The organism is Synechococcus sp. LTW-R (assembly GCF_014217875.1).
Lineage (GTDB): Bacteria > Cyanobacteriota > Cyanobacteriia > PCC-6307 > Cyanobiaceae > Vulcanococcus.
On sequence record NZ_CP059060.1, the window covers coordinates 534,845 to 555,199 of the forward strand.

At 63.5% G+C, this 20,355-nt stretch carries 26 protein-coding genes; 16 read left to right on the forward strand and 10 right to left on the reverse strand.

The genetic code is table 11. The features are described from left to right. Positions 1–15: 15 nt before the first annotated feature. A complete protein-coding gene (locus H0O22_RS03085; RefSeq protein WP_185187569.1) occupies positions 16–405 on the forward strand; it encodes an ATP-binding protein in 390 nt (129 codons plus the stop codon). On the opposite strand, the gene H0O22_RS03090 is transcribed toward H0O22_RS03085, so the two are convergent. Further along, on the reverse strand, positions 402–707 hold the full coding sequence (locus tag H0O22_RS03090) for a DUF6439 family protein (protein ID WP_370521468.1): 306 nt from the start codon (positions 705–707) through the stop codon (positions 402–404). The genes H0O22_RS03085 and H0O22_RS03090 overlap by 4 nt on opposite strands. A 36-nt stretch (positions 708–743) precedes the next feature. Here H0O22_RS03090 and H0O22_RS03095 point away from each other — a divergent pair, with 36 nt between their 5' ends. After that, positions 744–1,016: a hypothetical protein gene (locus tag H0O22_RS03095; protein ID WP_185187571.1), complete on the forward strand. Its 273-nt coding sequence runs from the start codon at positions 744–746 to the stop codon at positions 1,014–1,016. Positions 1,017–1,026: 10 nt separating this feature from the next. On the opposite strand, the gene H0O22_RS03100 is transcribed toward H0O22_RS03095, so the two are convergent. Together H0O22_RS03100 and H0O22_RS03105 are read right to left on the reverse strand one after the other, a co-directional pair. After that, positions 1,027–1,338 carry a copper-binding protein gene (locus H0O22_RS03100; protein WP_185187572.1) on the reverse strand — a complete coding sequence of 104 codons (312 nt, stop codon included), beginning with the start codon at positions 1,336–1,338 and terminating at the stop codon, positions 1,027–1,029. A gap of 55 nt (positions 1,339–1,393) precedes the next feature. Next, positions 1,394–2,449: a class I SAM-dependent methyltransferase gene (locus H0O22_RS03105; protein WP_185187573.1), complete on the reverse strand. Its 1,056-nt coding sequence runs from the start codon at positions 2,447–2,449 to the stop codon at positions 1,394–1,396. A gap of 162 nt (positions 2,450–2,611) precedes the next feature. On the opposite strand from H0O22_RS03105, the gene H0O22_RS03110 reads away from it, so the two are divergent. Next, positions 2,612–2,842 carry a hypothetical protein gene (locus tag H0O22_RS03110; protein WP_185187574.1) on the forward strand — a complete coding sequence of 77 codons (231 nt, stop codon included), beginning with the start codon at positions 2,612–2,614 and terminating at the stop codon, positions 2,840–2,842. Positions 2,843–2,896: 54 nt separating this feature from the next. Here H0O22_RS03110 and glnA read toward each other — a convergent pair whose 3' ends face one another. Further along, positions 2,897–4,315 carry a type I glutamate--ammonia ligase gene (glnA, locus tag H0O22_RS03115; RefSeq protein ID WP_185187575.1) on the reverse strand — a complete coding sequence of 473 codons (1,419 nt, stop codon included), beginning with the start codon at positions 4,313–4,315 and terminating at the stop codon, positions 2,897–2,899. Between the two features lie 242 nt (positions 4,316–4,557). On the opposite strand from glnA, the gene H0O22_RS03120 reads away from it, so the two are divergent. Both H0O22_RS03120 and H0O22_RS03125 read left to right on the forward strand, forming a co-directional pair. Then, on the forward strand, positions 4,558–5,088 hold the full coding sequence (locus H0O22_RS03120; RefSeq protein ID WP_185187576.1) for an allophycocyanin subunit beta: 531 nt from the start codon (positions 4,558–4,560) through the stop codon (positions 5,086–5,088). A 74-nt stretch (positions 5,089–5,162) separates the two neighbouring features. Beyond that, entirely contained in the window at positions 5,163–6,332 is a 1,170-nt protein-coding gene (locus tag H0O22_RS03125; RefSeq protein ID WP_185187577.1) for an alanine--glyoxylate aminotransferase family protein, read from the forward strand. Here the strand turns inward: H0O22_RS03125 and H0O22_RS03130 are convergent. Continuing rightward, positions 6,262–6,747: a nucleoside deaminase gene (locus H0O22_RS03130; RefSeq protein ID WP_370521469.1), complete on the reverse strand. Its 486-nt coding sequence runs from the start codon at positions 6,745–6,747 to the stop codon at positions 6,262–6,264. The two genes, H0O22_RS03125 and H0O22_RS03130, sit on opposite strands and share 71 nt — an antisense overlap. Before the next feature lie 94 nt (positions 6,748–6,841). Here H0O22_RS03130 and H0O22_RS03135 point away from each other — a divergent pair, with 94 nt between their 5' ends. Further along, positions 6,842–8,272 carry a pyridoxal-dependent decarboxylase gene (locus H0O22_RS03135; protein WP_185187579.1) on the forward strand — a complete coding sequence of 477 codons (1,431 nt, stop codon included), beginning with the start codon at positions 6,842–6,844 and terminating at the stop codon, positions 8,270–8,272. Then, positions 8,269–8,484, forward strand: a complete 216-nt coding sequence (locus tag H0O22_RS03140; protein ID WP_185187580.1) for a hypothetical protein — start codon at positions 8,269–8,271, stop codon at positions 8,482–8,484. The genes H0O22_RS03135 and H0O22_RS03140 overlap by 4 nt, the downstream gene beginning before the upstream one ends. On the opposite strand, the gene H0O22_RS03145 is transcribed toward H0O22_RS03140, so the two are convergent. From H0O22_RS03145 to H0O22_RS03155, 3 genes are all read right to left on the reverse strand, one after another. After that, positions 8,408–9,985, reverse strand: coding sequence for a YcjF family protein (locus H0O22_RS03145; RefSeq protein WP_185187581.1), 1,578 nt, complete (start codon positions 9,983–9,985; stop codon positions 8,408–8,410). The two genes, H0O22_RS03140 and H0O22_RS03145, sit on opposite strands and share 77 nt — an antisense overlap. Positions 9,986–10,046: 61 nt before the next feature. Next, positions 10,047–10,496 (reverse strand): signal peptidase II, encoded by a 450-nt coding sequence (gene lspA / locus H0O22_RS03150; protein WP_185187582.1) that lies wholly within the window; start codon positions 10,494–10,496, stop codon positions 10,047–10,049. Continuing rightward, the gene (locus H0O22_RS03155; RefSeq protein ID WP_185187583.1) at positions 10,496–11,068 is read right to left on the reverse strand and encodes a biotin transporter BioY; all 573 of its coding nucleotides are present in this window, start codon (positions 11,066–11,068) and stop codon (positions 10,496–10,498) included. Before H0O22_RS03155 ends, lspA begins: the two co-directional genes overlap by 1 nt. 55 nt (positions 11,069–11,123) lie before the next feature. On the opposite strand from H0O22_RS03155, the gene H0O22_RS03160 reads away from it, so the two are divergent. Continuing rightward, positions 11,124–11,342 carry a DUF3148 domain-containing protein gene (locus H0O22_RS03160; RefSeq protein ID WP_185187584.1) on the forward strand — a complete coding sequence of 73 codons (219 nt, stop codon included), beginning with the start codon at positions 11,124–11,126 and terminating at the stop codon, positions 11,340–11,342. Here H0O22_RS03160 and H0O22_RS03165 read toward each other — a convergent pair. Both H0O22_RS03165 and H0O22_RS03170 read right to left on the reverse strand, forming a co-directional pair. Continuing rightward, positions 11,339–12,622, reverse strand: coding sequence for a pitrilysin family protein (locus tag H0O22_RS03165; RefSeq protein ID WP_255439437.1), 1,284 nt, complete (start codon positions 12,620–12,622; stop codon positions 11,339–11,341). The two genes, H0O22_RS03160 and H0O22_RS03165, sit on opposite strands and share 4 nt — an antisense overlap. Further along, entirely contained in the window at positions 12,619–13,875 is a 1,257-nt protein-coding gene (locus H0O22_RS03170) for a pitrilysin family protein (RefSeq protein WP_255439438.1), read from the reverse strand. Before H0O22_RS03170 ends, H0O22_RS03165 begins: the two co-directional genes overlap by 4 nt. A 68-nt stretch (positions 13,876–13,943) precedes the next feature. Here H0O22_RS03170 and H0O22_RS03175 point away from each other — a divergent pair, with 68 nt between their 5' ends. From H0O22_RS03175 to tsf, 8 genes are all read left to right on the forward strand, one after another. Next, positions 13,944–14,675 carry a phycocyanobilin:ferredoxin oxidoreductase gene (locus H0O22_RS03175; protein ID WP_185187587.1) on the forward strand — a complete coding sequence of 244 codons (732 nt, stop codon included), beginning with the start codon at positions 13,944–13,946 and terminating at the stop codon, positions 14,673–14,675. Continuing rightward, complete coding sequence (locus tag H0O22_RS03180; protein WP_185187588.1) at positions 14,675–15,583, forward strand: HlyD family efflux transporter periplasmic adaptor subunit; 909 nt, start codon at positions 14,675–14,677, stop codon at positions 15,581–15,583. The genes H0O22_RS03175 and H0O22_RS03180 overlap by 1 nt, the downstream gene beginning before the upstream one ends. Further along, a complete protein-coding gene (gene devC, locus H0O22_RS03185) occupies positions 15,580–16,767 on the forward strand; it encodes an ABC transporter permease DevC (protein WP_185187589.1) in 1,188 nt (395 codons plus the stop codon). Before H0O22_RS03180 ends, devC begins: the two co-directional genes overlap by 4 nt. A 4-nt stretch (positions 16,768–16,771) precedes the next feature. After that, complete coding sequence (locus H0O22_RS03190; RefSeq protein ID WP_185187590.1) at positions 16,772–17,482, forward strand: DevA family ABC transporter ATP-binding protein; 711 nt, start codon at positions 16,772–16,774, stop codon at positions 17,480–17,482. Between the two features lie 47 nt (positions 17,483–17,529). Next, on the forward strand, positions 17,530–17,685 hold the full coding sequence (locus tag H0O22_RS03195; RefSeq protein WP_006850288.1) for a hypothetical protein: 156 nt from the start codon (positions 17,530–17,532) through the stop codon (positions 17,683–17,685). 72 nt (positions 17,686–17,757) lie between these two features. Next, a complete protein-coding gene (locus H0O22_RS03200) occupies positions 17,758–18,690 on the forward strand; it encodes a glycosyltransferase family 2 protein (RefSeq protein ID WP_185187591.1) in 933 nt (310 codons plus the stop codon). 154 nt (positions 18,691–18,844) lie between these two features. Further along, positions 18,845–19,564: a 30S ribosomal protein S2 gene (rpsB, locus tag H0O22_RS03205; RefSeq protein WP_185187592.1), complete on the forward strand. Its 720-nt coding sequence runs from the start codon at positions 18,845–18,847 to the stop codon at positions 19,562–19,564. 105 nt (positions 19,565–19,669) lie between these two features. After that, positions 19,670–20,326, forward strand: a complete 657-nt coding sequence (tsf, locus tag H0O22_RS03210; protein WP_185187593.1) for a translation elongation factor Ts — start codon at positions 19,670–19,672, stop codon at positions 20,324–20,326. Positions 20,327–20,355 lie beyond the last annotated feature (29 nt).

Consider the following 20,355-nt stretch of genomic DNA (forward strand, 5'->3'; position numbering starts at 1 on the left):
CCTCTTTGGGGCTCCATGGCGCTGCGTTGGGCTGACTTCATCACCCCATCAACCCTGCAACTGGCTCCGCTGCTGGAGCTGTTGCTGGAGCCGATTCAAACGGCCGAGCAGTTGGCCACGCTCCAGCTCGGGCTCCAAGAGGTCTTGGTGAATGCCGTCCGGCACGGCAACGGCAATGACCCGCTGAAGTGTGTGCGCGTTCGCCGGATCCTGACCCCCCGCTGGTGCGTCTTTCAGGTGCAGGACGAGGGACCAGGGGTTCCGCCTCAAGCACGCTTAGCGGCCCTTCCCGAACGCCTCGATGCCCTGAGCGGTCGCGGTTTCTTTCTGATCCACCAGTGCTTTGACGATGTGCGCTGGAGCCGCCGCGGCAACCGGGTTCAGGTGGCGCTGCGCCGGGCCTAGTGGCCGTGGCTCGGGCAGCCCGGGTCTTTGCGCTCTCCGGTCAGCCAACCCAGGGCATGTTCCACCAGTGCGGTCGCTTCCAGTCGCTGTGGGCTAACGGTGGCCGCCGCGGGACTGTTCTCCGCGTCGAGGAGCAACACGAGTGCTGCCACCAGTTGCTCGGCCGCCCGTCGTTGGGGCTGTCCTTTCAGGGCATGCCAGTCCTGGTTGCCGATCGCGAGCTTCTGGTGCAGCGCTTGCGCCAGCTGCTGACTCTCCAGGGGCCATTCCTTTGGATTTTGCTTTGCCTGATGAGCCTGCACTGGACGGATCCGTTCGGATCGGGTCATCCTGACGCCATGCAACAGCGACCGCGTTCCCCTTATCAGCCGATCCGCTGGCTGCATCAGCTCGCCAACCTCCTGGCCACGGTCTCTGCAGCTGAACGCCTCGACCCGGCCGACGACAGTCTTCAGGCCCGTCGCCTGCGCCAGCGCCTGGCGGCGGCCCAGCGTTTGCTCGATCCTCTGCCGGCTCCGCTCCAAGCGAGCGTCTGGAGTGAGCGGGCGGTCTGGCAGTTTCTGCGTTGGGGTGGCCTTGGGGCGCTGCTGGCTGTGCTCCTGAAGCGCTAACGCGGGCCGACTACGCCGCGACCTGGATCAAGGACTGCTCGGCGGGTGCTGCGTTTGGATCCAGCTCCAACCCTTCAACGCCCTGATCGGCGCTGGCCGGGGCCAGCCGCTCTCCACGAAGCCATGCGGCATGAAGAGCGCGGCGGCGGCGATCCTCGGCAAGGACCAACCGGTCCGCGGCTGCGATCGGGCTTTCACCGTGGCGTAGAGGGGTGCGTAGGCAGATCCCAAAGCCGCGGGCTTCCACTTGAACGCCCCCTTCCATCAGCACGGTCTGGAAGGTCCAGCCCATCAGCCATCGCACCTTGAAGGGATTGCTCATCCGCCGTTTCGGTTTCGAAGACCCTATGGACTTTTCCGGCGGTAGCCCGCCTGTGTCAGGGCTTGGTGGCAGTCCAGACGCGTGTCATCAGATGGGATTGAGCCCGAATCCCGCTAAAGCCCGCAGCGCTGAGGCGCGCATCGATGTCATCGGCGATGTAATCCCGGTAGTAGGGCTCATGGAAGACGCGGCGGAAGTTGTCCATCGCCACTTCAAATTGCGGTGAGTCGGCCAGTTGGACGGAATCGGCCAGCACCAGGACACCACCCGGTTCGAGCACGCGGAAGCAGTCGTTGATCACGGCTTGACGCGCCTCCGCGGGCAGCTCGTGCATCAAGAAGACACAGGTCACCCCCTGCATGCTTCCTTCGGCGAAGGGCATCGCTTCGGCATTGCCCTGCACCAGCTGGGGCAGTTCCGTAGGGCGTTGGGAGAGCCAACGGTTGGCTTGGCGCAGATAGGAAGAGGACAAGTCCAGGCCGCACAGTTGGGCCTTGGGCAGGGCCGCTCGCAGTTGGTGCAAGGTGCGTCCAGTGCCTGTGGCAACGTCCAAGACCCGCAGCGCACTGGCTGGACGTCCTTCAAACGCGCGCAGCCCCTGCAGCAGAGGCTTGATCACGCGACGGCGCATCGGGTCTGCGGTGCCATTGAAGAGGATTTCCACCTGCAGGTCGTAGAGCGATGCCGAGTGGTCGCTCAGATAGCCATCGGTTTGGTGGTGGAAGTTCTGCAGGTAGTAATCGGGATAGTTCTCCTGCTCGACGTTGGTGGGCAGATCACGCACATTCCGCTCCGAGCGCCTGGCCCAGGTGCTCGGCATATCCAGCCAGACCAGGGGATAGCGGGCGGCCCAATCGCCCCAAGGGGCGTCAAAGAGCAGGGAGGTTGGATAAAGGCCGGCTTCAGCCTCCTGCCAATCCACGTCTAACAACGCTTTATGGGAGGCCTGGAGGCCCCGCAGCATCTCGGGTGGGATGGGCAGGGTTTTAGGCGCGCCGTCCGGGGCGACCAGTTCCATCAAGCGGGTGCTGATCTCCTTGTGGGCGACCCCGACCAGGCTCTTGCCCTGTTGCAGGGCCTCATAGGCGAGCTTGGTGACGGCGTCAGCCATGGGCGGGATTCAGGTGCAATGAAGCGATATCCATTTCAGCCGATGGAACGGCACTGCCGTGGCCCTGTATCGCCTTGAACCCAGGTCAAGATTAATGGAGTTACGGGCCATTCGGTAGTAACCGCTACAGAATGAAGGTGTGAAGCAGGAGGAAGGAGGCCAATGATCGAGTCCACCCCCACCGCTCGCTTAAACGAGCCCCACTACGTCGCTTGGGTGCGTGAGCGCCAGCGCAACGCCCGTCGTGTCTCTGGTTGGCTGTCCCAGCGCCGTGCCAAGCCCGATTTGGACCATGAAGAGCGGGTGGATGCCCAAACCTTGATCTGGGCTGAGCGCCACGCCCATGAACAACGGCTGCATGACAGCGCCCTCGAGCAGCTTCGCCACGGCTGAGTCGGCATAAAAAAGCCCCGGCCGAAGCCGGGGCAGTGGTTGCTGCGACGTTGATCAGGCGTCGTAGTACATGGTGAATTCGTGGGGGTGGGGCCGCTGACGCAGCTGCTGCACCTCCTCGTACTTCAGTGCGATCCAGTTGTCGATGAAGTCTTCGGTGAAGACGCCACCGGCCAGCAGGTATTCGTGGTCGGCCTTCAGGGCTTCGAGGGAGCCGTTGAGGGAGGCGGGGACGGTGGAGATCTTCGCCAGTTCCTCGGCGGGCAGCTCGAAGAGGTCGACGTCGGTGCCGTTACCGGGATCGATCTGGTTCTTGATGCCGTCGATGCCGGCCATGAGCATGGCGGCAAAGCCCAGGTAGGGGTTGGCGAGGGCGTCGCCGGAGCGGAACTCCAAGCGCTTGGCCTTGGGGTTCGACCCGGTCAGCGGGATGCGGACGGCGGCGGAACGGTTGCCCTGGGAGTACACCAGATTCACGGGCGCCTCGAAGCCTGGCACCAGGCGCTTGTAGCTGTTGGTGGTGGGGTTGGTGAAAGCCAGGAAGCTCGGGGCGTGCTTCAGCAGGCCGCCGATGTACCAACGGGCGGTCTGGGACAGGTTGGCGTAGGTGCCGTCGCCCCACATCAGGGTGTCGCCATTCTTCCAGATGCTCTGGTGGACGTGCATGCCGCTGCCGTTGTCGGCAAAGATCGGCTTGGGCATGAACGTGGCAGTTTTGCCGTACTTCTTGGCAACGTTGCGCACGACGTACTTGTAGATCATCACGTTGTCGGCCGCGGTGATCAGCTCGGCGAATTTCATACCGAGCTCGTGCTGCGAGGTGGCCACCTCGTGGTGGTGCTTCTCAATGGGAACCCCCAGGGAGCCCATGGTGAGGAGCATCTCGGTCCTCATGTCCTGAAGGGTGTCGTTGGGGGCGACGGGGAAGTAGCCCTCCTTCAGTTGGATCTTGTTGGCGAGGTTGCCGCCCTCTTCAACCCGATCCGTGTTCCAGGGGTTCTCGATCGAGTCGACGCTGTAGAAGCTTGAACCGTTCGCGCTCTTGTAGCGGACGTCGTCGAAAACGAAGAATTCGGGCTCGGGACCGAAGTAAGCGGTGTCGGCGAGGCCGGTGGAACCCAGATAGTCCAGGGCCTTTTGGGCCAGGGCCCGCGGGCAGCGGGAGTAGGGCTTGCCGCTGCGGGGCTCCTGAATCGAGCAGATCAGGCTGAGGGTCTTGTGGCCGTAGAAGGGGTCGATCCAGGCGGTGTTCGGGTCGGGCACCATGGCCATGTCCGACTCGTTGATGGCTTTCCAGCCGCGGATCGAAGAGCCATCAAAGGCCACGCCCTCGGTGAAGGCTTCCTCTTCCACCAGGTCAGGGGTGACCGTGAGGTGCTGCCACTTGCCGTGGAGATCAATGAACTTCAGGTCGATCAGTTCAATGCCTTCGTCCTTGATCTGACGGAGGACGTCCTGGGCGGTCTTGGCCATGACGCGTCGAAAGTGGCTGGGTGGGTGCCCGCCTATACCGGGCGGGAGTGACGGTACGGACTGGGTTGGGACCTGCTTTGTATCACCGGTAACCAAATGGGCGACTGATGGGCCTGCTTTTCGCCGGCGTCGCAGTTTGAGTAACCGTTTCTGTCAACTTCTTCAAAGGCTCGATCCAGCAAGGGATCTGGACGTTTGCCGGTGCTACGGTCCGCCTCAGGTGCGTCGATCTCTCACCCCCCATGCGTGATGCCATCACCGGTCTGATCGGCCGTTACGACCAGCTGGGTCGTTATCTCGATGGGTCGGCCCTCGACCGCATCGCCACCTATTACTCCGAGGCTGCCCTGCGCCTGGCCGCCGTCGAGCTGATTAACTGCGAAGCCGCTGAGATCGTCCGTGAAGCGAGCCAGCGTCTCTGGCAGGCCGATCCTGAGCTCCTCCTCCCCGGGGGGAATGCCTACACCACCCGTCGGTGGGCGGCTTGCCTGCGGGACATGGACTACTTCTTGCGCTACGCCAGCTACGCGCTGGTCGCCGACGACAGCACGATCCTCAACGAGCGCGTTCTCAACGGCCTCGATGACACCTACAAAAGCCTGGGTGTCCCCACTGGCCCCACCGTTCGCAGCATCGCCCTGATGGCCGACGTGGTCTCCGAGAAGTTGCTCGATGCTGGCGCCGCCAGTGCCGATGCGATCAACGCCGTTGTCCGTGCTCCCTTTGAGCATCTCTGCCGCGGTCTCGGTGCGACGAACGTCCGTGCCCGCTGATCGGTCGCACCTGCGACTGCGTAGTCTCAACCCATCCAGCCCCCTCCCAGGCCTTGGCTTCCATCACCTCAACCGTGTCTGACCGGCATCGGCTGTCGCTTGCTCCGATTGACACTCCGGAGCGTCTGCTGTTGGGACCCGGCCCCTCCAACGCCCATCCCACCGTTCTGGAGGCCCTGAGCCGCTCTCCGATCGGCCACTTGGACCCCCTCTATGTGGCCCTGATGGGTGAAGTCCAGGAGTTGCTTCGCTACATCTGGCAAACCGACAACCGCCTGACCCTGCCGATGAGCGGCACTGGCTCGGCGGCGATGGAGGCCACGATCGCCAACATCGTTGAACCGGGCGACACCGTTCTGGTTGCGGTCAAGGGCTATTTCGGCCTGCGTTTGAAGGACATGGCCGGCCGCTACCGGGCCAATGTTCAGACCATCGAGAAGCCCTGGGGTGAAGCCTTCAGCCTCGAGGAGATCGAAGCCGGCCTGAAGCAGCACAAGCCCAAGGTCCTGGCGATGGTGCACGCCGAAACCTCCACGGGCGTTTGTCAGCCGATGGAGGGCATCGGTGATCTCTGCCGTCAGCACGACTGCCTCCTGCTGCTGGACACGGTGACCTCCCTGGGCGCTGTTCCCCTCTACCTGGATGACTGGAAGGTTGATCTCGCCTACAGCTGCAGCCAGAAAGGACTGAGCTGCCCTCCAGGTCTGGGTCCCTTCTCCATGGGTCCCCGTGCTGAGGAGAAGCTCGCCGCCCGCAGCGGCAAGGTGCCCAACTGGTACCTGGATGTCAGCCTCTTGAACCAGTACTGGGGAAGCGATCGTGTGTACCACCACACCGCCCCGGTGAACATGAACTTCGGCATGCGGGAAGCTCTCCGCTTGATCGCTAAAGAGGGTCTTGAGAACGTCTGGTCTCGCCATCGCAGCAACGCCGAGCGTCTCTGGTCCGGACTGGAGCGCCTGGGCCTTGAGCCCCACGTGCCGCTCGAGCTGCGTCTGCCCACCTTGACCACCGTTCGCATCCCCGAAGGTGTGGATGGCAAGGCCTTCACCACCCACCTGCTGAACAAGCACGGCATCGAAGTGGGCGGTGGCCTGGGTGCGCTGGCTGGAAAGGTTTGGCGGATTGGCCTGATGGGTTACAACAGCCGCGAAGAGAACGTCGACCTGCTGCTCAACCTCCTCGAGCAGGAGTTGCCGGCTTTCCGTTCTTCTGCTCCTGCCGTTGCAGCCGCCGTTGCCTGAACCAGCGCTCTAGCGCACTGCGGCAGTCCGGCTCCAGCACGCCCCCCACGACTTCCATGTGGTGATGGGCGCTGGGGTCGGTTGCCAAGTTGAGGCATCCCCCCAGGGCGCCGCGCTTGGCATCGTGGGCCCCAAAAATCACCCGCCCCATGCGGGCTTGCACGAGGGCCCCGGCACACATCGGACAGGGTTCCAGCGTCACGATCAGGCTGCAGCCATTGAAGCGCCAGTCCCCCCTCAGCCGCGCCGCCTGCTCGAGGGCCATCAGCTCGGCGTGCCCCAGGGGACGTTGCTCCCGTTGCCGGCGATTCACCCCCCAGCCCACGGCCCGTCCCTCTTCATCCAGAACAACGGCGGCGACAGGGATCTCGCCGATCTCCCCCACCTGCGCGGCGCGGCGCAGCAGGCGTCCCATCCAGATTTCGTGTTCCTGAACTGCGTGCAAACCCGACGCCCACCGGCAGGCTTCTTGAACCATGCCAGCACGGCGGACCCGACGACACGGGACAATGACCGCTGACCGCCCAGGGCCATTGGCTCACCTCGATCCGAGCCAGCCGCCGCGCAGCCTTGTCTGCTTTCCGGATCCCCTGCGGGATGATCCGGCCCTTGAAGCTTTTCTGCAGCAGGCCAGCGATCGGCTCTGTCAATGGTGGGCCGGTTCGGAGCAGCGCTCGCCCCTGCCCCTGCTGAGCGTTCTGCCGGAGGCGGCTCCGCTGCAACAGGGCTTGAGCCCTGATGCTCTGCTCGAGGACCTACAGCTGGTGATGGATGGGGCCTACAACCCCGCACACCCCGGTGCCATGGCCCATTTGGATCCGCCACCGTTGACCGCTTCAGTCGCGGCGGATTTGGTCTGTGCAGGCCTGAACAACAATTTGCTGGCCGAGGAACTTTCCCCCAGCCTCTCGCGTCTGGAACGCAGCCTGACCACCTGGATGGCCGAGCAGCTGGGCCTGGGTGAGACCGCCGGTGGCGTCGCCGCCAGCGGGGGCAGCTTGAGCAACTTGATGGCTCTCGTTGTGGCCCGGCACCAAGCAGGCCTGGCTTCAAGGCAAGACCTGAGCGTCTTCTGCAGCGCTGATGCCCACGTCTCCATCAGCAAGGCCTTGATGGTGATGGGCTTGCCCAAAGGGTGTCTGCAGGCCATTGAGACCGATGCGGAGGGGCGTCTCTCCTGTGAGGCCCTCGCCGAAGGCCTGCTGGCGGCAGAGCGTGCCGGCCGCGCCGTGCTCGCCGTGGTCGCCACCGCCGGCACCACCGTCCGTGGCGCGATTGATCCCCTGGCCGCTATTTCGGACCTCTGCCGTCGCCATGGCGTTTGGCTTCATGTCGACGGTGCGATCGGTGCTGTCTTTGGCTTGAGCCAGAGCCACAGCCAGTTGGTGCCTGACCTTGATCGGGCCGATTCCCTCACGGTGAATCCCCAAAAGCTCCTGGGGATCACCAAAACCTCCTCCCTGCTTCTGCTGAAGCGTCCGGAGCTGTTGGCGGCTTGTTTTGGCACCGGCTTGCCCTACATGGAACCCAGTTGGGCCGACGCCCATGGCGGCGAATGTGGCCTTCAGGGCACACGCCCCGCGGAAATCCTCAAGCTGTGGCTCGGTCTACGGCAGCTGGGCCGTGATGGGATCGAAAGCCTTTTGCAGGGAGCCCTCGACCGCCGTGCTGAGCTGCAACGTCAGCTCTCGGTCTTGCCCTTGACGCTGCGAAGTGGCCCGCTGCATCTGCTCGCCTTCACGCCATCACACCTCGAGGCCCACGAGGCCGAAGCGTGGTCCGTTCAGACCCGGCAGCGCCTGCTGGAGCAGCAGCTCATGCTCTCCCGCCCCTTCTATGCGGGACGGCACCACCTCAAAGCGGTGCTGGGCAATCCCAACACCCGCTCCACTGACCTAGCGGCAGTGGCTTCGGTCATCCAAGACTCCCTTCTGCCATGACGCAAGCCAATCCCCAAGGCCGCTGGGTCGCGATCGTCACCGGCGCGATTTCGATCCTGATTGCTGTCGCCTACCTGGCCTTCATCACGGTCTTGGATGCCCGCGGTCCACTGCAACCGCCTCCGCCGGAGGCCTTCAGGGACGCTGCTGGGGGCGTGGCGGCAGTTGCCCCTGCTTCCCCTGACGCTGCAACGGCTCCACCACTCGGTTGATGGCGGCACTCAGGAAGGCATTGAGGGCGGACTCCCGCTTGTTGAGGTCGTACTGACGCTGGACGACTTCCTGAATCCCGCCGTCGCCCCAATCTTGGTCCTGCTGGAAGTAGGTGATGAAGCTGCGGCCCGCAATGCGGGTGAGCCAACCGGCACCGACCGCTTGAACGGCACGACTGAGCAGCAAGGCCGGCAGGTTCAAGCTCAGGGCCGCGCTGATCAGGCTGATCCCCCCCTTGATCAGGCCCAAGCTGGCCAAGGTCCGTCCCACGGAAACGGCTAATTCCTGCGCGGATGCCTTGGAGAGGCTCACGCCATAGACGCGTCCGATCTCCATCACCATTTGGGCATTGACCGCGGCGGCGCCGAGCAGATCCACCCCCGGTAAGGGCGTGGCCGCCAGCACCCCTGCACTAATCCAGCTGTAGCGATCCACCACCCCCTCGGCATCGAGCTGCCGCTGCTCTCCGAGGAGCCGCCGCCCCGCTTCGCTCAGGCGACTGCTCTGCATGAGGATGTTGTCCGCGATTAACTCCTCCCCATCGCTGTGGAGGACTTGGGCAATCCGTCGCAGAAGGCGATCGATTTCCGGCGGTGGTTGCAGTGGTCTCCCTCCGGGCATCGGGACCGACTGGGGCGAGGCGCTCGCCGTGATCACGTCCTCTGGGGCCATGCGTCCTTGGGTTCGCCGGCGCAGTAACTCCAGCAAGCGCTTCCCTTCGTCTTCACCGCGCAGGTCGCACTTGTTGAGCACAAGCAGCAGCCGTTTCCCCAGGCTTGCCAGGGCGGCAAAGACCTCGAGCTCGGCGGCCCGCAGGTCCCCATCGACGACCAAGACCAGTAGATCGGCATTGGCGGCCTGATCCCGGGCGATCTGTTCCCGCTTTTGCCCTTCAATGCCCGCTTCCAAAATCCCGGGCGTGTCAATCAGGCGAATGCCACGCTCCAGGTTTCGAAGGCGCAACCGATAGCTCGTGGTTGTCGTTGTCGATCCCATCGCGGCACCGACCTCCCCGACCACTTCCTTCAGCAGGGCTCGAATCAAGGACGTCTTGCCGGCGGAACCCGTGCCAAAGACCACCAGCACCAGATCGCCGCGTTCGAGCTCTGCGGCAACGCGCTCGCGCTCCTGCTGCAGAGCCTTGCGCTGAACCTCATCACGGATGCCTTGCAGTAGGGCATCCAAGCCAGCGAGATTTTGTTGCGCGGCCTCCTGGCGGTTGCTGGGGGCCTCAACCTCCACGGCGTCAGCCGGACCCTTTCCGTTGAAGACCGTCCAGCCGGAACGGCGGACACTGTTGAACCACGGCCAGGCAAAGCGGGCGATCAGGAGCGCCGCCCCTCCGAAGAGGAGCAGGCTGAAGGGACCCACCAGCCAGCTGGGCAGCAGATAGCTCAGCTGCCAGAGCAGGTTGTTGACCGCTTGAAGCACGGCCGTCACCACGACCAGGACCCCGAGGGCCAGACCGAGCCACAGCCAGATTCGACCAGGGGGTTTCACGGCAGCACCTGTGGGTGGAGGTCAAGAACGCCCAGACCACTCCCTCTGATGATCCCGTTGATTAGCGCCTGCGCCAACCGGGCAACAGGGAGAGCGCGAGGCAGAGCACGGCGAGGTTGATGGCGACATCCGCCAAATTGAAGATCGGGAAGGAGATCGGTACGAACTCCAGGAAGTCGACAACCCGACCGAGACGCCAACGGTCGATCCCATTGCCGATGGCCCCACCGAGGAGAAAACCCAGACCGAGGGCTTGCCAGCGCTCCATTGGGCCGCTGGTTTGAATCCAGACCACCAAGCCGGCGGCAACGCCGAGGCTGACGACGCCCAGCAGATTGGCGTTGCCCTCGAGCATGCTGAAGGCCGCTCCACTGTTGAAGACCAGTTGCTGCTGCAGCAGTCCTGGAACCAGTGGACGGATGCCGACTCCAGCGAGATGCTCGAGCGCCCACGCCTTGCTGAGCTGGTCCATCAGCACGACGGCGATGGCAATCCAGTAACTCGGGGCCATCAGCGATCCAGCAACAAGAGGCGGCGCGTTGGCCAGGCCAGCACCGCAACGGCGCAACACAACAACAGCTGGGGCAGCAGCGGTCCAAGGCTGTAGGTCAGCACCAACTGCGGGAGTTGTCCGCCCCAGCGTTGAAAGAGTCCCCCGAGCAGAAGGTTGGCTAAGCCGCATCCCTGGAGGATGAACAACCCCAAGACCGCCGCGCCCAGCAGGTTCAACAGATCATCCATGTCCTGCTGCTGAGCCAGGCGGCCGGTCAGCCAGGCCGCTGGCAGGAAGCCAGCCAGGTAGCCAAAGGCTGGATCGCTCAGGTAACTCAGCCCCCCGCCGCCTTGGAAGACCGGCAGTTGGAAGAGGCCGAGGCTGATGTAAGCCATGCCCGCCAACATCGCTGGGCGGTGGCCGCAGACGAGCGCCGTGAAGAGCAGGGCCGGCACCTGCAGGGTCATCGGCAAGGGCAGCACGGACACCCCCTGTTCCCCAGGCCACGGGATGGCCGCCTGAATTAACCCGCCACAAAGAATCAGGAGTAATCCGGCTAAGGCACCACTCCAGTTGGCAAGGGCGCGCACAGTTGGCCTCTCAGTGCGACCATCCTGCAGGAGAGTGGTGGTCTTGCAAGGACCGATGTCTCAGGAATCCATCAGTGTTGGCACCCAGGTGCGGTTGCTGCACCAACCCAGCTATCTGAAGACGGCCGATGCCATGTCGATGCTCCGCCCGCCGGACCTGATTGACGCCGGCGAGATCGGTCAGGTGGTCGCTCTGAAGGCGATGGAACAGGTTGCCGTGCGGTTCCGGCGCGGCACCTTTCTGCTCGAGCTCAAGCAACTGGAAACGCTCTAGGCGCGGTTCAGCGGGTGCTGGTTCCAGACCGTTTCGGCGACCTTGATCGCGTCGTCGGGTCCGCAGAGGCTCAAGCAGGGCTGCTGCAGAAGGGCCTTGGCCGCTTGATGCAGGTCGTTCGCGGTGAGGCTCTCGGCTTCGATCAGGCACCGATCCGCGAAGTCAAAGGGCAGTCCATGGCCCAAGACCAGGGCATGGCGGTCAGCGATCTGACTGCAGGTTTGACGGCCCAAGGCCTCCTGCCCTCGGAACTTCGCCTTGGCCAGTTGGAGTTGCTCCTCGCTGATGGGTTCCTCGAGGAGGCGCAACCATTCGTTCAAGAGCTCTTGGCTGGCCTCTTTGGCGCGATCGCTGGAGCTGGAGAGATGGAACACAAAGGGCGCATCGCCCAGCCGCGCCGGGTAGTGGACCCCCACGTCGTAGGCCAGACCGTGTTCCTCACGCAGGGCCACAAAGAGACGACTGGACATGCCGATGCCCAGATGACAGTGGAGCAGGCGTAGGGCCAGGGCCTGCTCGCTGCCGAGTGGGCCGGTGGTGGTCCCCAGCATCAGCACCAATTGCTCGGTGTCGTCGAGCTTGCTGGCGAGGGAACGCTGTTTCAGACCGGGTGCTCCAGGGTGGCGGACGGGGGCCTGAGTGCTCCAGCCTTGACCACCCAGACCCTCCAGCAAGAGCCGCTCCGGCTGCTCGGGCAGCTGACCGGCCAGTACCAGGACCGCACCGCCCTGCCCCAGCTCCTGGGTGCACTGCTGGAGCTCCTCTCGTCCCAGTTGGGCGAGCTCGGCCTCAACCCCGAGGGGGTCATGCCCGTAGGGCCCATCGCCGTACAGCTGATGGCGCAATTGGTCGTGGGCGACCTGGAAGGGATCCTCTTTTTGCCGTTGGAGGGTCTGCAGATTCAATTGGCGCTCGAGCGTGATCTGGTCCTCGACCAACCAAGGACTGCTCACCATCTGCAGGATCAGGGGCAACAGCAAGGTGGCGTCATCGCTGGCGCATTTCAGGCTGATCAAGGTGCCGTCTTCGGCGGCTTCGCAGCGCAGACCTGCTCCCCGTCCTTCCACGAGATCGGCCAGCGCTTCACCACTGAGGCGTCCGCAGCCTCGGCTCAAGACCCCAGCCAACAGCTGAGACCGACCGCGTTGGCCGGTGGGATCGGCGGCGCTTCCGCCGCGGATCCAGAGCTTGGCCGAGAGGATCGCCGGGCCCGGTCGATCGAGCAGCCAGAGCGGGCAACCGCCCTCCAGTTCGCGTTGTTCCACGCCGCCTGTCTTCACGCTGGGACGGCCTCCAGTACGAAAGCTCGCTGGGGCTGAAGCTGCGGAACGAGCTCCTGCACGAGGCGCCGACCGTCCCATTCATCCAGCCAGTCCAGCGGAGCTTGGAGATTGTGCTCGCGTCCCCAGAGGGCACTGTTGCCAACCATCGCGGCAACGGCGCTGGGTGCTTCGAGGCTGAAGCGGTAGCCGTTCCCGACCAATCGGCGGGCGCGATCCACCTCCGCCTCACTCGGACTCTCCTGCAGGAGTGCCAACAGAACGGCATTGATCTCGGCGCGAACCGCGCTGAGCTGCTCGGGTTCACAAACCGCCTCCAGCAGGACGAGGCAGCCGGACTCCAACACATTCAGATCCAGATCCACGCTCTCCACCAGGCGCAATTGCTCCCGGAGCCGCTCCACCAGACGACTGCGCCGTCCCTCCGCCAGAAGCGTGGTGATGAGATCGCCACCAACGACGGACATTTGATCCGCGGCACCGGGGAGTGGCCAGGCCATCAGCAGCCGTGCCGCCTCGAGCCGCGGCAGTTCAAGGCGTTCCTCGCCGGGTTCGAAGTGGAGGGGAACGGGACGAACATCCCGCTTGGATTGCTTTAAGCCGGCCAGGGCCGAGTTCGAGAGCAGTGCATCGAGCTCCAGGGCGGCCAGGGGACCGGCCACGGAGAGACAGCAGCGGTCGGCTCGGTAATGGCGGCCGTGGAAGGCTGCCATGGCCTCCGGTGTGTGGTCTAAGAGGGCCTCGCGGGCGCCAAGGATCGGAAGGCCATAGGCGTGATTCAGGCAGCTCTGCTTGAGCAGTTGCTGAAAAGCCACCTCTTCTGGCTGATCCTCACTTTGGGCGAGCTCCTCGAGCACCACCTGGCGCTCCATGTCGAAGTCCTTGGCGTCCAGCCGGGGTTGGAGCACCAAATCCGTGAGTAGCTCCAAGGCCTCGCCGCAGGCCCCTGGCGGTATCAAAACGTGGTAATGGACGTCGTCGAAGCCGGTTGCAGCGTTGCTGTTGCCGCCCAGGGCTTCGATGCGCAGGTCGAATTCCCCCGCCTGCAGGGTGCGACTCCCCTTGAACACCATGTGCTCGAGGAAGTGGGCGAGGCCGGACTCGTCCGGTCCTTCCATGCCACTACCGGCTCGGCACCAAAAGTCCAGGCAGACCACCGGTGCGTTTGGCAGGTCCAGTTGCACCAGGGTGGTTCCGTTGGCGAGCTGACCACGCTGCGGTTCCGGCAGCGGTGTGGTGTTCAGACCTGGCAACGACTGGAAATCTTGGGTTTGACCCATTCTGCTGGCAGGATCGCCCAGTCGGTCGTCCCCGAGCCCTGATGAGTTCTGCAGCCCTGGGCATTCATCCGCTGGTTGATGGGCTCGCAGAACGAATCCGTCAGCAATGGGAGTCGCTGCCCGAGGTTGAGCACCTCGCCGTCGATCCCGAGCTCGAAGCCATTACCGGCAGCTTGGATGGCGAAGACCTATTCATTCGCAACGAGCTGCGCTCCAGCCGTGGCTTGCGCAAATTGCACCTCGAAACGGCACGCCTTGGTGCTGGTCTCCAGGTCTTGCATTGCGTCTTCTTTCCCGATCCTCGCTTTGATCTGCCGGTTTTTGGGGCCGACATCGTTGCCGGTCGTGGCGTTGTCTCGGCCGCTATCGTTGATCTCTCACCTGTTGATGGGACCTTGCCGCCCGCGGTCCTGGAGCGTCTTGAGGACTTACCCAAGCGTGAGTTCAGTCAGGAGCGCGAGCTTCCTGAGTGGGGCACGATTTTTTCTCCGTACGTTCGCTTCGTTCGCCCTGCCGATGCCGAAGAGGAGCAGCGCTTCATCGAAGTGGTGAGTGATTTCCTCCAGGTCCTGGCTGAGGCCTGCCTGGAAGCGACGGCTCAGCCGATCGATCACCCAGATACGGTGAGGCGACATCGTGGCCAGCTCTCGTATTGCCAGCAGCAGAAGCGCAACGACAAGACCCGCCGCGTTCTCGAGAAGGCGTTCAACCCCGAGTGGGCCGATCGCTACATCGAGGAACTGCTCTTCGACGATCCCTTGCCCCTGCAGTGATGTGGCACTGGGTCCAGCGGCACCCTTGGCGCAGTGCCGGCGGGGCAGTCGCGTTGGTGCTCGCTTTCATGGCGATTGGGCGGAGCGTCGACCGCCCGGTCCCGCCCCCACCGGCCCCGGTGGTTCAACCCAGAATTGAGTCCGTTTCGGCTTTGGGGCGTTTGGAACCTGCGGGTGACGTTCGCCAACTGGCGGCCCCGATGGGTTCGATGGGCGGAAGCCCGCGAATTTCCAGCCTCTCGGTGCAAGAAGGGGATCGCGTGAAGCGCGGTCAGGTGCTCGCGACCTTCGATAACCGCCCTGGACTCCTGGCTGATCTGGCGGCCGTGAATGCTCGGATCAGCACCCTGGATCGTTCGATCGCGATGCAGCGTCGTGAGGTCAGTCGCTATCGCGACGCCGCCCGTGAAGGGGCGGCCAGCATGGTGCTGCTGGAGGAGAAGCAGGACGAACTGGAGAAGTTCGAGGGGCAACGCCGTGAAGCCCTGGCCGAGCGCCGTGGGGTGGAGGTGGACCTCAAGGACAGCCAGCTTCGCTCCCCGATCGATGGCACGGTCTTGCGCATCTATGCCAGGCCTGGTGAGCGCCCGGGTTCTGACGGAATCCTCGCGGTGGGTGCCAGCGACCGGATGGAGGCCATTGCAGAGGTCTATGAGAGCGACATTGGCCGGATCCGTCTGGGCCAGAGCGCCTCGTTGATTAGCGAAAACGGCGGCTTCACGGGCAAGTTGAAGGCCGAGGTGGTCCGGATCTCTCCGCAGATCCGCCAGCGGGATGTGCTGTCCACCGACCCCACGGGAGATGCGGACGCCCGCATCGTTGAGGTGCGTCTGGCCTTGAGCCCGGAGGATGCCAAGCGGGTCCAACAGCTTTCGGGCCTCAAGGTCATCGCTCGCTTTGATCCGTGAGCGTTCAGCGTTGGTTTGAGGGGGCTTGGCAGCGCCGGCGCATTCCACTGGCCCTGCTGCTGTTGACCAGACAGCCGGTTCGCTTGGCCGTCGCCCTGGCGGGCATCAGTTTCGCCGGGATTCTGATGTTCATGCAGCTCGGCTTTCGTGATGGTCTTTTCGATGCCAGCGTCACGATTCACCGGCTCTTTGATGCCGACTTGGTGCTGATCAGTCCGCGCTCCACCAGCTCGGTGAGCATGGCCGGCTTCCCGAAACGCCGACTGGTTCAGACCATGGCGGCCCCTGAGGTTGAGGGCATCACGCCTGTCCATTGGAACCTGCTGCTCTGGCGCAACCCCGAGACGCGGGGCACCCGCTCGATCCTCACCTTGGGCTTTGAGCCCAATGACCCCCTGTTCACCGATCCGACCTTGGCGCCGAAAGCCCGCGCCCTGACCCAAAAAGGGAGGGTCCTCTTTGATGCACAGTCCCGCCCCGAGTTCGGCCCGGTGGCGGAGTGGTTCAAATCCGGCCGCACCGTTGAGAGTGAAATCGCCGGAAAGCGGGTAAGGGTCGCCGGCTTGGTCGGTTTGGGCACCTCCTTCGGTGCTGACGGGAACCTGTTGACGAGTTCAGAGACCTTCATTGACCTGCTGCCGAATACGCCGCCGGGGAGCATCGAGGTCGGACTGGTTCGGCTCAAGCCGGGTAGTGATCCCGAGGCCGTTGCGCAACGCCTTCAGGCGCAACTGCCCAGCGACGTGAAGGTCTTGACCAAGCAGGGCTTCATCGATTTCGAACAGAACTACTGGCGCACCAGTACGTCCATCGGCTTCATCTTCACCTTGGGCGCCGCCATGGGCTTTGTGGTCGGCTGCGTGATCGTTTACCAGGTGCTCTATTCCGATGTCAGCGATCACCTGCCGGAATACGCCACCTTGATGGCCATGGGCTACAAGCTCCCCAGCCTGCTCGGCGTGGTTGCCCGAGAGGGCTTGTTGCTGGCGGCCTTTGGTTATCTGCCGGCCTATGCCGCCGGCCAAGGGCTGTATCTCATGGTCCGCTCGGCCACCCAGCTGCCGGTGTTTATGGATACGTCGCGAGCGGTGACGGTCTTCACCATGATTTTAGTGATGTGTATGGCCTCGGCCGGCCTCGCCATGCGCCGGCTCGCTGATGCGGATCCCGCGGAGATTTTCTGAACCCATGGGGACTTCAGCTGCCGTCGACCTCAAGGAGCTTTCCCATTTCTATGGAACGGGGACCATGCGCCGTCAGGTGCTGCAGGGGGTCAATCTGACCGTCGCCGCCGGGGAGGTGGTCCTGCTGACGGGCCCCTCCGGATGCGGCAAAACCACCCTCTTAACCCTGGTCGGTGCCCTTCGCTCCGTTCAAGAGGGGTCGGTGCAGGTCTTGGGTCAAGAGCTGGCCGGAGCAAGCCGCCGTGAGCGCCAGCGTTTACGCCGCTCGATCGGGATGATTTTTCAAGGCCACAACCTCTTGCGTTGCCTGACGGCGGAACAGAACGTGCAAATGGGTTCTGATCTTCTGCCGGGGTTGAGTTACCGGGCTCGACGCGATCAATCCCGCGAATGGTTGCGCGCGGTGGGCCTCGGAGACGAGCTCAACAAATTGCCCCATGACCTCTCCGGTGGTCAAAAGCAGCGGGTGGCCATCGCCCGTGCCCTGGCCGCCCATCCGCGCCTGCTCCTGGCGGATGAGCCGACGGCGGCATTGGACTCGCAAACCGGCCGTGAAGTGGTGGAGCTCCTGCGGCGTCTGGCCCGTGATCAGGGCTCTGCGGTCCTGATGGTCACCCATGACCCGCGGATTTTGGATATCGCGGATCGGTTGGTCCGGATGGAGGACGGACGTCTGTTTGAGGATGCCAAGCCGGCACTCAGCGCCACCCATTGAGGGTGATTCAGTACTGTGGTGACTAACCCGAACTTTCCGCCGTTTCGATGGCCAAACGCCGTAACCTCAAGAAGGAAAAGCAAGAGCGCAACCGCGCATACGCCCGCAAGTTCAAAAAGCGCAAGATGCGTAACGATGGTCGTGGCGAAGGTGCTGGCAACGGCGTGACCGGCACCGCGAACAATGGCGGCGCTGCCGACTGATCCTCAGTCCGAACTTGACCGCTCTGGGATCCTGAGGGATCCCTTTTTTTTGCTCAATCTGTCGACCTGGCCATGTTTCTCAGCGTCGTCATCCCCACCTACAACCGTCTGCCGATCCTCGAGAAGTGTCTTCGGGCCCTCGAGCGGCAGCGACTGGCTGCGCCGATCAGCGACTACGAAGTGGTCGTCGTGGATGACGGTTCAACCGACGAAACGGTGGCCTGGCTTGGCCAGCATCAAGCGGAACTTCCCCACGTTCGCTTGGTTCAGCAGGACCATGGGGGACCAGCGGAAGGCCGCAACCGGGGCGTTGACCATGCCCGCGGTGACGTCATTGTGTTCATCGACAGTGACCTGGTTGTCACCGAGGAGTTCCTCCTCAGCCACGCCAGCGCACTGCAGCTGAGTTGGCAGGAGCAAGGCAACCGCCTCTGCTTCACCTACGGCGCGGTGATCAATACGGCGAATTTCGAGGAGCCCACCAGCGAACCCCACAAGCTGCGCGACCTCTCCTGGGCCTATTTCGCGACAGGCAATGTCGCGATTGACCGCGAGGTTCTCGAGCGCAGTGGTCTCTTTGACACGCGCTTCCGCCTCTATGGCTGGGAGGACCTGGAACTGGGAGAGCGGCTTCGCCAGATGGGTGTTGTGCTGGTGCGCTGCCCATCCGCGGTTGGCTACCACTGGCATCCGCCCCTGAGCCTCGAGCAGGTTCCCCGTCTGATTGCCGTCGAGGGTGAGCGGGCCAAGATGGGCCTCGTCTTCTACAAAAAACACCCCACCCGAAGGGTGCGGTTCATTATTCAGTTCACCGTCCTGCATCGGATTCTCTGGGAACTGTTGACCCTGGGAGGCCTCGTCAATGAGCGCAGCCTGCGTCCGCTCTTGGCTTGGTTGATTCGTAAGGGTCAGGCGGCATGGGCCATGGAGCTGCTGCGTCTTCCTCTGAATCGCATCGGTGTGCGGGCGCTCTACGCCGAAGCGCGCGCCGCCGGACTGCGCTAAGCGCTCCAGGGAGTGCTGGCGGCCTGTTTGGTAGTGTTCACAGGCACTTTCAAACCGCACACCTGCGTGTTTCGGGTGATCAACCGGTGATGCAGGTTCGCCCTGTTCGGTCGGTCCCTGGCAGGTGGAGGCAAACCCGAAACCTCAACAGAACATGGCTGTCGTCACTCTCGCCGAAATGATGGAGGCGGGTGCTCACTTTGGGCACCAAACCCGCCGTTGGAACCCCAAGATGTCGCGCTACATCTACTGCGCGCGCAACGGTGTTCACATCATCGACCTTGTGCAAACCGCGGTTTGCATGAACAACGCCTACAAATGGGTGCGTAGTGCTGCACGCAGCGGCAAGCGCTTCCTCTTTGTCGGCACCAAGAAGCAGGCCTCCGAGGTGATCGCCCTGGAAGCCAGCCGCTGCGGCGCGTCCTACGTGAACCAGCGCTGGCTGGGCGGCATGCTCACCAACTGGACCACGATGCGCGCGCGTATCGACCGTCTGAAGGACCTCGAGCGCATGGAGTCCTCCGGCGCTATCGCGATGCGTCCCAAGAAGGAAGCCGCCGTTCTGCGTCGTGAGCTCGATCGTCTGCAGAAGTACCTGGGCGGTCTGAAGAACATGCGCCGTCTCCCCGACGTGGTGGTCCTGGTGGACCAGCGCCGCGAAACCAACGCCGTGCTCGAGGCCCGCAAGCTGGATATCCCCCTGGTGTCGATGCTCGACACCAACTGCGATCCCGATCTCTGCGACGTGCCCATCCCCTGCAACGACGACGCCGTGCGCTCGGTGCAACTGGTGCTGGGACGCCTGGCCGATGCCATCAACGAAGGCCGTCATGGCTCTGCTGAGCAGGGTGCCTACGACGAAGCCCAGTCCTGATTCGCCTTTGAACCCAGTGGTTGATGCCAGGAGCTTTCCCTCGGGGAGGCTCTTCGGTGTTGAGCCCCTGTCTTGATTTCCACCCCCTCATCACCGCGATTACCCATGGCTGAGATCTCCGCCAAGCTCGTTAAAGAACTGCGCGACATGACCGGCGCAGGCATGATGGACTGCAAGAAGGCCCTCAAAGAGACCGAGGGTGACAAGGACAAAGCCGTCGAGTGGCTGCGTCAGAAGGGCATTGCCTCCGCTGAGAAGAAGTCCGGCCGTGCCGCGGCTGAAGGGGCCATCGGCAGCTACATCCACACCGGCGCTCGCGTTGGCGTGCTGGTTGAGGTGAACTGCGAGACCGACTTCGTGGCCCGCGGCGACATCTTCCAGGAGCTCGTCCGCAACGTGGCTATGCAGGTCGCTGCATGCCCCAACGTTGACTTCGTCAAGGTCGACGACATTCCTGCCGAAGTCGCTGAGCGCGAGAAGCAGATCGAGATGGGCCGCGATGATCTCGCCGGCAAGAAGGAGGAGATGAAGGAGAAGATCGTCGCTGGCCGTATCGGCAAGCGCCTCAAGGAGATGTCCCTTCTGGATCAGCCCTACATCAAGGACAGCGGCATGACCGTTGACCAGCTCGTCAAAGAAGTCTCCGGCAAGATCGGCGAGAACATCCAGGTTCGCCGCTTCGTTCGCTTCAACCTGGGCGAAGGCATCGAAATCGAGAAGATGGACTTCGCTGCTGAAGTGGCTGCCATGCAGGCTGCCTGATCGGGAGCACCCCTTTCAGCGCACTGTTG